Here is a 13,073-nt window from a genome sequence, read left to right on the forward strand (position 1 = left end):
GAGCGCGCTGCGCTGCCGCCGTCCCGTTCCCTGCCAACCTGGCGCCGCCATGACCCACACGCTGCCACGGCGCGGCGCCGTCGTCGTCTTTCTGGCGTTTGCCCTCGCGTACTTCCTGTCCGCCCTGGTGCGCGCCGTCACCGCCACCCTGGCGCCTTCCCTGGCGCAGGAGTTTGCGCTGCAGGCCCGCGACCTGGGTCTGCTCGCGGGCGGGTACTTTCTGGGCTTTGCAGCGATGCAGTTGCCGCTGGGCAGTTGGCTCGACCGCCACGGCCCGAAAAAGGTGTCGCTGGGCCTGCTCGGCGTGGCCGTTGCGGGCAGCCTCTGGTTCTCGGTGGCCACGGGGTTTTCCGGCCTGCTCGCCGGGCGCGTGCTGTGCGGCGTGGGCGTCAGCGCCTGCCTGATGGCGCCGCTCACCGGCTATCGCCGCTGGTTCCAGGCCTCGGCGCAGATGCGTGCGAATGCCTGGATGCTGATGACGGGCTCGCTGGGCATGGTGGCGTCCACGCTGCCCGTGCAATGGATCTTGCCGCTGACGGGATGGCGTCCCCTGTTCTGGGGGTTGGCGCTGCTGATTGCGCTGTCCATGGCGGTGATTGCGCTCTGGGTTCCGGGCTGGGCGGGTGCCAGCGGTCCCCGGGCCGACGGCGCTGTGCCCGGAGGCTACGCCATGGTGTGGCGCCACCCGTACTTCCGGCGCCTGGCGCCTCTGGGGTTTTTTTTCTACGGCGGCATGCTGGCCATGCAGACGCTGTGGGCCGGGCCCTGGATGCAGCGCGTGGCGGGCTACACGCCCCTGGAGTCCGCGGCTGGCCTGTTCTGGATCAATGTCTCCATGCTCGGCGTGTTCTGGGCCTGGGGCATGCTCAGCCCCTGGCTGCTGCGCAAGGTGGGGGTTGACCAGCTGATGGCGGCCGGCCTGCCGCTTTGCCTGCTGGTGCTGCTGGGAATCATCGGCGCCGGGCCGCAGGCCGGGAGCGGCGCGTGGGCGCTGTTTTGCATCTCGTGCACCTGCGTCTCGCTCTCGCAGCCCGCCGTGGCGATGGCCTTCCCGCCGGCGCTCGCGGGGCGCGCGTTGTCGGCCTACAACCTGGTCATTTTTTCGGGCGTGTTCGTCGTGCAATGGGGCATCGGCCTCGCGGTGGACGCGTTTGCCGCGCTCGGCTTGTCGACCGTGTCCTCGTTTCAGGCGGCCATGGCGCTGTACCTGTCGTGCAGCGCCATGGCGTATGCGTGGTTCCAGCTTCGGGGCCGACGCGATAATGCGCTGCCAAGCCCCGCGCCATGAGCACCACCAGCATCCTCATCATTGCCCACGCCCCGCTGGCCCACGCGCTGCGCGAGTGCGTCCTGCACGTGTTCCCGGACTGCGGCAGCAGCGTGGCCGCACTGGACGTGCAGCCGAATCAGCCGCCCGAAGAGTCGCTGGCGCAGGCGCGCATTCTGCTCGGCCAACTGGGCGTGGACCGCACCCTGGTGCTGTCCGACCTGTTTGGCGCCACACCCTGCAACATCGCGCAGCGCTTGGTAGGCGGTGTGCGTTCGCGCCTCGTCACCGGGGTCAACCTGCCCATGCTGCTGCGCGCCGTGAGCTACCGCTGCGAGCCCCTTGACTCGGTCGTCGCCCGCGCCGTCGTGGGCGGAACGCAAGGGGTCATGCAGGTGGCCAGCGCCACACCACAGAACCAGAACCGCCGCCGGCGCCGACATGATCAAGAAACGCACGACCATCAGCAATAGACTGGGCCTGCACGCCCGCGCTTCGGCCAAGCTCACCAAGCTGGCCGGCAGCTTTCCCTGCGAGGTCTTCATGAGCCGCGGCGAGCGCCGCATCAACGCCAAAAGCATCATGGGCGTGATGATGCTGGCCGCCGGCATGGGGAGCCAGGTCCAGATCGAAACCCACGGCGAACGCGAGCAGGAGGCCATGGACGCGCTTCTGGCCTTGATCGCCGACAAGTTCGGCGAAGGGGAGTGACATGAGGAGCCGCACGGTCGCTTCGTCCCCGGCCCCGGGGGGTGGCCCATGACCTTCTCCATCCACGGCCTCGCAGTCGCCGGCGGCATCGCCATCGGCCGTGCCGTGCTGGTCGCGTCCAGCCACGTGGACGTGGCGCATTACTTCATTCAGCCCGAACAGGTCGAGGCCGAGATTGAGCGGGTGCGCAAGGGCCGCAACGCCGTGGTCGAGGAACTCCAGCGCCTGCAGGTCGAGATGCCCGCAGACGCGCCGCACGAACTCACCGCGCTGCTCGACGTGCACCTGATGCTGTTGCAGGACGAGGCCCTCACGGGCGGCGTCAAGCACTGGATCACCGAGCGCCTGTACAACGCCGAATGGGCGCTGACCACGCAGTTGGAAGTCGTCGCGCGCCAGTTCGACGAAATGGAGGACGAGTACCTGCGCGAGCGCAAGGCCGACCTGGAGCAGGTGGTCGAGCGCATCCTGCGCCACATGAAGGGGGTCGCGGACCCGGTGACGCCGTCCGCGAGCAGCCCGCGCCGCAAGACGCAGCAAGAGCTGCTGCTCGGCGATACGCAGGACGTTCCGCTGGTGCTGGTCGCGCATGACCTCTCACCGGCCGACATGCTGCACTTCAAGCAAAGCGTTTTCGCGGGCTTCGTGACCGACGTCGGCGGCAAGACATCGCACACCGCCATCGTCGCGCGCAGCATGGGAATCCCGGCCGTGGTGGGCGCGCGCGCCGCGAGCCAGCTGGTGCGCCAGGACGACTGGGTCATCATCGACGGGGACACGGGCGTGGTCAGCGTGGACCCGTCGTCGATCATCTTCGCCGAGTACGGCTTTCGCCAGCGCCAAGTCGAACTCGAGCGCGAGCGCCTGGCGCGGCTGCTGCACACCCCGGCGATCACCATCGACGGCCAGCGCATCGAACTGCTCGCGAACATCGAACAACCCGGCGATTCCGCCGCCGCCGTGCGCGCCGGCGCCGTGGGCGTGGGGCTGTTTCGCAGCGAATTCCTGTTCATGGGCCGCAGCGGCAAGCTGCCGGACGAGGACGAGCAGTACCGCGCCTACTGCGAGGCCATCGCCGGCATGCAGGGCCTGCCCGTGACCATCCGCACCGTTGACGTGGGCGCCGACAAGCCGCTGGACAAGGGCCACAAGGACGGCCACCTGAACCCGGCGCTGGGCCTGCGTGCGATCCGCTGGAGCCTGGCCGACCCCGCCATGTTTCGCACCCAGCTGCGCGCCGTGCTGCGCGCCGCGGCGCATGGCAAGGTGAACCTGCTGTTCCCGATGCTGGCGCACACGCACGAAATCGAGCAGACGCTGGCGCAGGTCGATTTGGCCCGCGCGGAACTCGATGCGCGCAGCGTGCCGCATGGCCCGGTGCAACTGGGCGCCATGATCGAGGTGCCCGCAGCGGCCATCATGGTGCGCAGCTTTCTCAAGTACTTCGACTTCCTGTCGATCGGCACCAACGACCTGATCCAGTACACGCTCGCCATCGACCGCTCCGACGAAGCCGTGGCGCATCTCTACGATCCCCTGCACCCGGCGGTGCTGCGCCTGGTCGCGGACGTGATCGCCGCCGGCCAGGCGCTGGGAAAAAGCGTCTGCATGTGCGGTGAAACCGCGGGCGACGTGGGCATGACGCGCCTGCTGCTGGGCCTGGGCCTGCGCAGCTTCTCCATGCACCCCGCGCAGATCCTGGCCGTCAAGCAAGAGGTGCTGCGCACCGACACGCGCAAGCTCGCCGCGTGGGTAGGGCAGATGCTCGACGGCAATGCGCCTGCGGCGGCGCTGGCGTCGTAGACGGAAGTCTTCCCCGCCCTGAATACCCGCGAAGATGAATCTCCCCGAAAACACCCCCTCATGCGATGCGCACGGACCGCGGGCGGGCAATGCGTCCCTATAAGAACGACGTATGAGCAAAGACCCTTGTTGGGACGATATCCGTATATTCCTGACCTATCTCCGAAACGGATCGATTGCAAATGCTGCGGATGCGCTCAGAATCAGCGCACCGACTGTCAGCCGACGAATCAATGCCTTGCAGAAAACGCTGGGGTTTCCACTGCTTCATCGTTTTTCGCATGGGTTCGAACTCACGGAAAGCGCGCAGGAACTCGTCAAAATATGGCAGGACGCTGAACGGCTATTGATGAATGCCCCGAAGCTCGTCGATCGCATGTACAACACACAGAATATTGAACTGCGATTCTCGACGACGCCCGCTCTGGCAACGGCGCTGATTTTTCCCAATATCCACGCCTATATCGCACGCTGGCCGAGCGTGATGCTGGACATCAACACATCGATCCGTCTGCTCGATATCGGTGCAGGGCAGGCAGACATGGCCTTGCGGTTCGTCGAGCCGGAACGTGGCACGGTGATTCGCCAGCGCATCGGTACGGCGAGTTTCAACGTCTATGGCGCCGAGGCCTTGTTCCCCGACGGGTTTCAGATGGCGAGAGACTGGTCTACGCTATCGGCAACAGGGCTGCGGGCGATTAACTGGTCGCCAGGAACCGGCGTCAGCATGCCGCAACAGAAACTGCGCGAGGTACTGGGCGCGCACCGTTCAGAGATTGCCATCACCGAGTTTTCAGGATTGGTTGAGGGCATCCGCAACGGCATCGGTGCAGGAATCCTGCCCGACATGGTGGGACGCCACCTGCCGGGCGTGAGGGCGGTCATGGCACCTGGCATGGTTGGCGACATGCCGCTATGGCTCGTCATGGCAGAGCGGCTGGCAGGCTATCGCCATGTGCTGGAGTTTCGTGATTTCGTGCGGGAAGCCGTGGACAGGGAAAGCAAGGCACTCAGCCAGTACGCCAGCGATTGAGCGGATAACCGGTGCGGACCTCAGGTGGCTTTGATGGCTACGCCCTCGCTATAGCGTTGCCCGGCAACAGCCGTTTCGCTGAAGGCATGGGAGAGATGATCCAACTGCTGCCGGGTAAGCCGCAGCGTGCTGGCTGCCACGTTTTGTTCAAGATGTGCCATCTTGCGCGCACCGGGAATGGGCACGATGTCCTCACCTTGCGCCAAGAGCCAGCACAGCATGAGTTGCGGCACGGTCATGCTGGCCTCCGTGGCAACGGTTTCGAGTATGTCGAACAGCCACCCATTCGCATCGAAGTGGGCTGTGGCAAAGCGCGGCAGCGTGCGGCGAAAATCATCGTTTTCCAGCACGGGCAGCTGGCCCCGGTGGCGCAGAAGCCCTCGACCCAGCGGCGAATAGCAGATCAGCGCAGCGCCGATCTTGCGGATCTCGGGCAGCACGTCGGCCTCGATCGAGCGCGTCCAGATCGAATATTCCGATTGCACTGCCGCAACCGGCACGACCGCCGCCGCACGCTGAAGTTCCTCGCGCGTCGGTTCCGACAAGCCGATCGCGCGAATCTTCCCGGCGGCCTTCAAGTCCGACAGCGCACCCATGCTGTCCTCAATGGGTATTTTGGGATCGACGCGGTGCAGGTAATAAAGGTCGATCTGCTCGATGTTCAGGCGTTTCAGGCTGGCGTCGCAACTGGCCCGAATATAATCCGGATGGCCATTGCGGTCGCGTCGGAAGTTGCCGTCCGACAGGATTTCATCGGTTCGCACGATGCCACATTTGCTCGCAATCAACGGACGGTGCCGGGTCTGTTGAAGAAAGCGCCCCAAAAGCTCCTCGTTGTGCCCGTTCCCATAGAGGTCGGCGGTGTCGAGCATCCGCACACCCAAATCCATTGCCCGCTCAAGGGTGGCAAGATTTTCTGCATCGTCGAAACTGCCATAGAATTCTGACATGCCCATGCAGCCAAGACCGATGCACGACGAGTGAAGCCCGCTTTTTCCGATAGATCGCAGTTTCATATATTCCATGTGGATACATCCAGGGTGGCAAGCGCGGATTGCGTCGTGCTGTCAAAAAATCAGCGGCGTCCAACCGGCAGAATGCGGGGATCGGACATCACGGCGAAAGCTCCAGGCTCAGAAAGGCCGCCAGCATGCCGAGTGTGCGCCGAGATGCCGTCTGGTCATACCGCTGGGAGTGACCGTGCGGGTCAGTTTCTTCGTCAGTAAAACCGTGGCGTACGTGGCCGAGCGCGAGGCTGGTCCAATCCACTTTTGCCCGGGTCATTTCGGTCTGGAAGCGTGTCAGATGCTCTAACTCGATAATTGGATCCGATGCACCATGAATGGCCAAGAAGCGGGTCTTGTAGCGCAGTGTCTGTATCGGGGCGGTGGAAGCGGGGATGCCATGGATGCAGACCACCGCACGAAGTCCAAGGTCGGACCGCCCCATTTCGAAGGCAAGCGCGCCGCCCAGACAGTAACCGACGACAATCACCGAGGATGGCGCGATTCCGATATGTGCCGTCAGCGCCTGCACATAGCCGGTCAAGCACTGTCGCAATGCCCGTGGATTGGCCAAGGCTGCCGCGACCCAATGTTCGGCATCCCCGGCGTAATCGGTGGGGCGGTAGCTCGTTGTGAACAAATCGCTCACGACCACATTGGCGCCGATTTTCCGCCCCAATTCGACACCTCGGCGCATGGCATAGTCGGTTCGATGGCCACGCCAGTCGGGCAATACCAGAACCGTGTGTGCTCTGTCGTAGTTCAGAAATAACCCCGCATACTCCGCTTGATCGTCGGAAAAGCGGAGTTTACGAGGCGTGGGCATTGCTTCAGGAGACAAAAGAATGATGTCTGAGCCCACGATCGTTTCCCCAATTGATTGACTGATCCCATCATCTCATGCCACAGGGCTGCGACTCAACACCCAAAAATGAAACGCGACTTGCAAGAATTTTTGATGCCGATGCGGCTGTTTTCTGCGAGCATTTGGTTTTTGAAAGGAAGTGCCAGATGCCTTTTTCCATTCTCATCCTCGCATTGGGGATTTTCGTCATCAACACGAGTGAATTCGTCATCATGGGCCTGCTCCCTGAGGTGGCTGCCGATCTGGGGGTGTCGATTCCGGCCGCCGGATATCTGATCAGCGGGTATGCCTTTGGCGTCGTGCTCGGTGCGCCGTTGCTGACGCCGTTTCTCGTGCAGGCACCGCGCAAGGCGGTTCTGGTTGCGTTGATGGGTGTTTTTACGCTGGGCAACTTGGCTTGCGCTCTTGCTCCAAGCTATGAATGGATGATCACGGCCCGGATCATTACCGCACTCGCGCAGGCTACTTTCTTTGGGCTTGGTGCGGTGGTTGCCACGCAGTTGGTCGCGCCAGGCAAGGCCGCACGCGCGATTGCTGCGGTCTTCCTTGGTTCGACCATTGCCAATATGATCGGCTCGCCTGCGGGGACTGCCATCGGGCAGGAACTGGGTTGGCGAACGAGTTTCCTGATTCTTGCCGGGGTTGCGGGGGTGGCAGTCCTGATGTTGATCCTCTTCCTGCCGCGCGTAAGCTCGCAGAAGATCGCCAATCTGAAGACTGAATTCTCCGTTCTTGCGCGACCCGAGATGATCCGCGCACTCATGACGACGACGCTTGGTTTCGGCGGTACTTTCACGACCTTCACCTTTATCGCTCCGATGCTGACCGACGTCACAGGCCTTTCCTCCGGGTGGGTGGCGCCGCTTTTGCTGCTCTTTGGCTTTGGCATGTTCCTTGGAAACCCGCTGGGTGGGCGGTTGGCGGATTGGAACATCCACCGTGCGGTCCAGTACAGCCTTGCCTTTCTGATCGTGGTGCTGCTGTCAGTGTCTTTGCTCATGCAGTATCCGGTATGGATGATTGCCGCGGTCTTCTTTTTCGGAATGGCGCTGTTCTCGACCATCCCGCCCTTGCAGATACAGGTGATGTCGCACGCCGGGGATGCGCCGGTGCTGGCTTCGGCCTTCAACATTGCGGCATTCAATCTCGGGAATGGTCTGGGTGCCTGGCTGGGGGCCATGGCGCTGGACAAGGGGGCGAGCTATATGCAACTTCCCCTGATTGGGGCGGCCATGTGTGCTGCGGGGCTTGGGCTGGCATGGATTCGCAGCACGGCGCCAAAGGCAGCGATACGCTGAGGTATGAAATACACGGTGTTATTGCATGAATCCTGGTCGCATGGTGCACTGACGTTTACGCGCAGCGACAACGCAGGCATGCGCCTGTGGAGTCGCTGGCTTTATCGATGATCAGCACCGCAATGCCCTGATGGCGTCAGCCCGCAGCCACTGCGAAGCCGACTGGCTCCGACCCAATGGGCAGGGCGGTAACGGGCAAGTGCCCTACAATATGGCCCATTTTCAAACTCCAGAAAGTGCATATGGCAGACCTGTTTGCATCTCTTGATCTGAACCTTCTCAGAGTCTTCCAGATTTTATATCAAACGAAAAGCACTACAAAAACAGCAGAAATTCTGGATATTTCTCAACCTGTCGTCTCAAGATCGTTGAAAAAGCTCAGGGTGTCTTTCAACGATCGACTGTTTGAATGGCGCAATAATACGATGCTGCCAACGGCAGTCGCACATGCCCTGTTCAGCGATGTTGATTCTTCACTTGCCCACGCCAGAAAGGCATTGGAGCGCATGCATGCATTCGATTCGTCAAGCTCGACTGCAACCTTCACACTCGGGTTGACTGATTACGCAATCCATGCGATCTTCCCGCCACTCTTTGCGCATATCCACCAAAAGGCAGCAAACGTATCCGTTATTTTTCGCCCGGTTGGTTTTGAGGAAGCATTCAGGGCCATTGAATCCGGGGAGGTCGAGTTTGCGATCACCTCCGGGCTGATTGAGCATTCCGAGGTGGTTTCTGATTTTCTTTTTTTCGAAACCTATGTGGTCATTGGTGACCCTGAGATCATAAGGCATCCGCGGGGGACGATGCCAATCGATATTTATATCAAACATCCGCATGCGCTTTGTTCGTTTTCGGGGATGGCTCGGGGATGGGTGGACGACATGTTGGTGCGGCAAAATCGGGTGCGCCAAGTCAGGGCCGTCTTCAATGCATTCTCTCCAATGATTGCAAATCTTCCCGGCACCGGTCTGCTTGCAACGGTTCCCCGTCGATTCATCCAGTATGCTGATTCTCATTTTGGACTGACGCATTGGGACTTACCCTTCGAGTCCGTGCAGCACGCTTTTCATCTGGCTGCACATAAACGGCGCCGGTTGACCCCTGCTCAGCGGTGGTTCAAGGAGACATTGTTGGGATCCTTGCTCGATCCACAGGCTGACGGGGAATAGCTGGAAAGATGCCAAACCGGGACGAACCTTGGCGCAGCGGTCTCAGGCGGCGCGAACGAACGCCTGCTTGCAGGTCTGCGCGAACGCGTCGAAGCTCGTCGCCGGGCGCTTGAGGATGTTTTCGATATTCGCGCTGAAGATGCCCGCGCCGTAGCCCGCACGATAAATCTGGAAGAGTTCGAGGAACGCCTCGACCAGCCAGTGATCCATCCCGGCGTCGCGCATTGCCTGGCGCGCAGTATCCTCCGGCACATCGACATGCATGACGGGGTAGCCGACTGCATCGCCGATCTTTGTGGCCGCGTCGGCGTAGCTCAGGGCCTGTGGTCCGGAAATATCGTGGGCACGGCCCTTGAGCGTGTCGTCGGCCAGAATCGCAACGATGACCGCGGCGATGTCACCGACATCGGTAAACGATATTTTTCCATCGGCCGCCGGCGCATAAATTTTGCCTTGCGCAACGATGGATGCGGCGTTGCCCAGCAGAACCTGCATGAACAGATTGGGGCGAACGGGGGTGAGCCGAATGCCGAGCGTGTTCGCATGGGCCTCGATTTGCGCGTGGTGTTGCGGCAAACGGATCGCGGCCTGGAGATCGGCGCCCAGGCCCGAGAGTTTCACGACGTCGCGGATTCCCGCGCGTTTGCTGGCGTCAAGGACGGCCCTCTGGTGCTGCACCATGTCGCGATGGGCGGGCGAGATCAGCACCACGGCGTCCACAGCGCGCATTGCCGCGTCAAGGCTCGTCGGGTCGTTGTAGTCGGCCTCGACCGGTGTGACGCCTGCCGCATCTCGTTATACACAAGCCCCCTCGCATGAGCTATGCTACTCATTTCATAGCGAAAGCATACAATGAACTGGACAGTCACGGAATTCAAGAGCATGAACCTGGGGGACCCCAGGCGCAAAGAGCGTGCGATCCGCCTGATCGAGAGCTTGAGTGCCAAGCCCACAGCCAGCATTCCCCAAGCCTGCGGCGATTGGGCCGACACCATCGGGGCCTACCGCTTCTTTGGCAATGAGGCGGTTCAGTGGGAAGACATCCTGGCGCCGCACATCGAAAACTCGGTGGCCCGCATGGCGGCGCACGAGCATGTTTTGTGCATCCAGGACACCACCGAATTGAACTTCAATGGGCAAGAGGCCAAGGGGTTGGGGCCACTGAGCTACGAGGCCCAGCGCGGCATGTACCTGCACCCCACGTACGCCATCTCCACCTCGCGCGAGCCGCTGGGTGTGCTCGATGCGTGGATGTGGGCACGACAGCCGCGCCACAGCGATGGTAGCCGTCCTGGCGTCAGCGAAAGCCTGCGCTGGATCGAGGGCTACGAACGACTGGCCGAGATGGCCCCGCAGTTGCCCAATACACGACTGGTCTACGTGGCCGACCGCGAGGCTGACATCATGGCCCTGATGGTGCGAGCACGTGACTTGGGCAATCCAGTGGACTGGTTGCTGCGCAGCAAACACAACCGGGTTCTCGAAGAAGAAGACGACAAACAGTGGAACCGGGTGACGGCGGGCGAGTCGCAGGGAGAGATTCGTTTCACACTTGCCTCGCGCCAGGGGTCGCGCCCTCGTGAAGTGGTACAGCAAGTGTGGGCGCAAGCGCTGAAGTTGCCCGATGGCCACGGCGGGTTTGTGCAGGCCACATGCATCGTTGCCCGGGAAGAGGCGCTGGCGAATGGCGAAAAGCCCATCGAATGGAGATTGCTGACGAACTTGCCCGTGGAGACCCTGGAGCAGGCCGCCCGGATGATCGACTGGTACCGGGCGCGCTGGGAGATCGAAATGTTCTTCCATGTGCTCAAGAACGGTTGCCGGATCGAAGCCTTGCAGTTGGGCAGTGTCAGCAAGATAGAACGCGCGGTGGTGCTGTACATGGTGGTGGCGTGGCGCATTGCCCGGCTGATGCGGCTGGGGCGTAGCTGCCCGCAACTGGATGCGCAGCTGATGTTCGAGCCCGACGAATGGAAAGCGGCGTACATCCTGAACAAGCAAGAGTTGCCCAAGGAACCGCCCACGCTCAACGAGGTGGTGCGGCTGATTGCCAGACTGGGGGGCTTTCTTGCGCGAAAGTGCGATGGTGAGCCCGGAGTCAAGACCATCTGGTTGGGAATGCAACGCATTCTTGACTTTGCCGCTGGCATCAGGTTCTGTCGCGAGCTTCAGGTTCAGGAGACTTGTGTATAACGAAATGCGCCTGCCGGTAGCTTCGCCCCGGCGGACTTGGCGTCGCGCGTCATCGCCAGCGGCTTGTGACCGGTGGCGCACAACTGCCTCAGCACTTCGGAGCCAACGTTTCCGGTCGCTCCGGTGATCAGATATTGGGACATGTGCAGATTTCCTTTTCGCTTGTATAAAAAAACAGCCCCTCCATGCAAGCGCAAACCATGGGGAGCGAGGGAAAAGGGCGAGTGTCAGCGGGTTCCCATTCGAGCAAAAGCATTTTCTGCCAAGAAATTCAGTACGAATAATGGAATCACTCGTTCGGTTATGTATCGCTGATGGCCGATTGTATGGAGGCTCCGTGGTTCTGAGGAAGTCTTGATTTTGCAATAATGACTATGCGCGCATGGCATAGTTCGCCATGTGCTTGTTTTCCGGATTTTGGCGACGCCGCTGGCGCACGTGGAAATTTCTGCAATTCCGAATAGCTATTGCCCGTGGACCGGTCCGCTGATTTGCAAAGACAGCCGCCACGGCCGTGACACACCGTGGGTATGACAAAAAATGTCGATCCCGTGCGGGGATCGCCGGCGCCATCTGGGTCAGCGTGCTTGCCCTCGCGGACGACTTCGGGCGAACGGTGCTGCCGGCAGCGAACGTGGCTGTCGGCGAAGTGTGGGCGCCAGTTCAGTGCTGCAGGCGGGGATCGCCATGCGGCGCGTCGGCGGGGGGCGCCTCGGCCGGAACGCGAAAGTCCTCGCTCGCCCAAGCCCCCAGATCGACCTGCTTGCAGCGCGCGCTGCAAAAGGGGCGGTAGGCGTTGGCGGCGCTGTAGACGCTGTCGGCGCCGCAACCGGGGCAGGTGACGGTGCGTGCCGGCGGCGTGGCGGTATGTGGGGTGCGGGTGCGCTGGGCCATCTTCGTCGTCCTGTTTGTGCTGGTGGTTCTCAGGCGCACAGGGTCAGTTCAAAGGCCGCGTCCTCGCTGCAGGCGTGCAGGCGCCCGTCGCCCTGCTGGCGCATGAGCCGTACCGAGACGATCATGCGGTTGCCGCTGATTTCCGGGATCAGGTTCAGGGTCGGGTCGATGCGCAGGCGCAGCAGTTGGAACGCGCGGCCCTGTAACAGGTTCTGCTGAAACTGGCCGTTTTCTGCGGCGACTTTCTGGGGAATGCCGGAATCACGCAGCAGTTTGAGCAGCACGTAGATGGATTCGGCCAGTGGCGCCAACGTGGACGCCCATTCCTCGATCGCCTGCCGGCGCATGGCAGGCGCCTGGTGCTGCCACGCGTAGTAGGCCGGCAGATCAAACTCGCAGGTGCCACCCGGGATGCCGATGCGGCTGCGAATGCTCATCAGCCAGTCGTTTTCCGTGAGCGCATGGCCGGCTTTTCCGGTCTGGGCATTGAGCGCCGCGAAGCAGTGCTGGAGTTGGGCAATCACCGCGTCCAGCGCCTCCTCCGAAATCGACGGGTTGCCGCGGTAACTGTCGAACTGGTGCCGGTGCTTTTCAAGGTCCTTGAGAACGTCCGACTTCAGGTCGACGCGCGCGGCCACGTCCATGATCTCGAAGATCGTGGCGATTGCAAAATGGTGGTCGAGCGCATGCTCACGGGGAACCAGTTCCCCCAACCGGCGAAACAACTGCTCGAGCCGCAAATAGGTTCTGAGGCGTTCGTTGAAGGGGTATTCGTAGAGGATCACGCTGGCGGGTTTCCTGGGAACTCGGGGCGTATTCTGGCGCTGGCGGTG

13 protein-coding genes and 1 pseudogene are annotated in these 13,073 nt (G+C 61.9%); 8 read left to right on the forward strand and 6 right to left on the reverse strand.

Translation table 11 applies throughout. The features are described from left to right. Positions 1-49 precede the first annotated feature (49 nt). From D5041_RS05270 to D5041_RS05290, 5 genes are all read left to right on the forward strand, one after another. Complete coding sequence (locus D5041_RS05270) at positions 50-1,288, forward strand: MFS transporter (RefSeq protein WP_265284031.1); 1,239 nt, start codon at positions 50-52, stop codon at positions 1,286-1,288. Next, positions 1,285-1,740 carry a PTS sugar transporter subunit IIA gene (locus D5041_RS05275; RefSeq protein WP_010100310.1) on the forward strand — a complete coding sequence of 152 codons (456 nt, stop codon included), beginning with the start codon at positions 1,285-1,287 and terminating at the stop codon, positions 1,738-1,740. The genes D5041_RS05270 and D5041_RS05275 overlap by 4 nt, the downstream gene beginning before the upstream one ends. Continuing rightward, on the forward strand, positions 1,709-1,978 hold the full coding sequence (locus tag D5041_RS05280; protein ID WP_010100308.1) for an HPr family phosphocarrier protein: 270 nt from the start codon (positions 1,709-1,711) through the stop codon (positions 1,976-1,978). The genes D5041_RS05275 and D5041_RS05280 overlap by 32 nt, the downstream gene beginning before the upstream one ends. Positions 1,979-2,026: 48 nt before the next feature. Further along, positions 2,027-3,781: a phosphoenolpyruvate--protein phosphotransferase gene (gene ptsP, locus D5041_RS05285; RefSeq protein WP_265282481.1), complete on the forward strand. Its 1,755-nt coding sequence runs from the start codon at positions 2,027-2,029 to the stop codon at positions 3,779-3,781. A gap of 112 nt (positions 3,782-3,893) precedes the next feature. Beyond that, positions 3,894-4,814: a LysR family transcriptional regulator gene (locus D5041_RS05290; protein ID WP_265284032.1), complete on the forward strand. Its 921-nt coding sequence runs from the start codon at positions 3,894-3,896 to the stop codon at positions 4,812-4,814. Between the two features lie 20 nt (positions 4,815-4,834). On the opposite strand, the gene D5041_RS05295 is transcribed toward D5041_RS05290, so the two are convergent. Together D5041_RS05295 and D5041_RS05300 are read right to left on the reverse strand one after the other, a co-directional pair. After that, positions 4,835-5,839, reverse strand: a complete 1,005-nt coding sequence (locus D5041_RS05295) for an aldo/keto reductase (protein WP_236610614.1) — start codon at positions 5,837-5,839, stop codon at positions 4,835-4,837. 88 nt (positions 5,840-5,927) lie between these two features. Next, positions 5,928-6,680, reverse strand: coding sequence for a dienelactone hydrolase family protein (locus D5041_RS05300; RefSeq protein ID WP_265284033.1), 753 nt, complete (start codon positions 6,678-6,680; stop codon positions 5,928-5,930). A 38-nt stretch (positions 6,681-6,718) separates the two neighbouring features. On the opposite strand from D5041_RS05300, the gene D5041_RS05305 reads away from it, so the two are divergent. Both D5041_RS05305 and D5041_RS05310 read left to right on the forward strand, forming a co-directional pair. Next, entirely contained in the window at positions 6,719-7,981 is a 1,263-nt protein-coding gene (locus tag D5041_RS05305; RefSeq protein ID WP_265284034.1) for an MFS transporter, read from the forward strand. Between the two features lie 242 nt (positions 7,982-8,223). After that, positions 8,224-9,153: a LysR family transcriptional regulator gene (locus tag D5041_RS05310; protein ID WP_265284035.1), complete on the forward strand. Its 930-nt coding sequence runs from the start codon at positions 8,224-8,226 to the stop codon at positions 9,151-9,153. Positions 9,154-9,195: 42 nt separating this feature from the next. Here the strand turns inward: D5041_RS05310 and D5041_RS05315 are convergent. After that, a pseudogene (locus D5041_RS05315) lies at positions 9,196-9,933 on the reverse strand (NmrA family NAD(P)-binding protein); the annotation flags it as partial. Positions 9,934-10,005: 72 nt separating this feature from the next. On the opposite strand from D5041_RS05315, the gene D5041_RS05320 reads away from it, so the two are divergent. Next, a complete protein-coding gene (locus tag D5041_RS05320) occupies positions 10,006-11,346 on the forward strand; it encodes an IS4 family transposase (protein ID WP_265258124.1) in 1,341 nt (446 codons plus the stop codon). On the opposite strand, the gene D5041_RS05325 is transcribed toward D5041_RS05320, so the two are convergent. The 3 genes from D5041_RS05325 to zapD form a co-directional block, all read right to left on the reverse strand. After that, positions 11,328-11,489, reverse strand: coding sequence for an NmrA family NAD(P)-binding protein (locus D5041_RS05325; protein ID WP_265284036.1), 162 nt, complete (start codon positions 11,487-11,489; stop codon positions 11,328-11,330). The genes D5041_RS05320 and D5041_RS05325 overlap by 19 nt on opposite strands. 520 nt (positions 11,490-12,009) lie before the next feature. Then, the gene (locus tag D5041_RS05330) at positions 12,010-12,240 is read right to left on the reverse strand and encodes a DNA gyrase inhibitor YacG (protein WP_010100293.1); all 231 of its coding nucleotides are present in this window, start codon (positions 12,238-12,240) and stop codon (positions 12,010-12,012) included. Positions 12,241-12,269: 29 nt separating this feature from the next. Beyond that, the gene (zapD, locus tag D5041_RS05335; RefSeq protein WP_265282485.1) at positions 12,270-13,025 is read right to left on the reverse strand and encodes a cell division protein ZapD; all 756 of its coding nucleotides are present in this window, start codon (positions 13,023-13,025) and stop codon (positions 12,270-12,272) included. Positions 13,026-13,073: the final 48 nt, after the last annotated feature.

Origin of the sequence: Verminephrobacter aporrectodeae subsp. tuberculatae (genome assembly GCF_026127385.1) — a bacterium.
GTDB lineage: Bacteria > Pseudomonadota > Gammaproteobacteria > Burkholderiales > Burkholderiaceae_C > Acidovorax > Acidovorax aporrectodeae.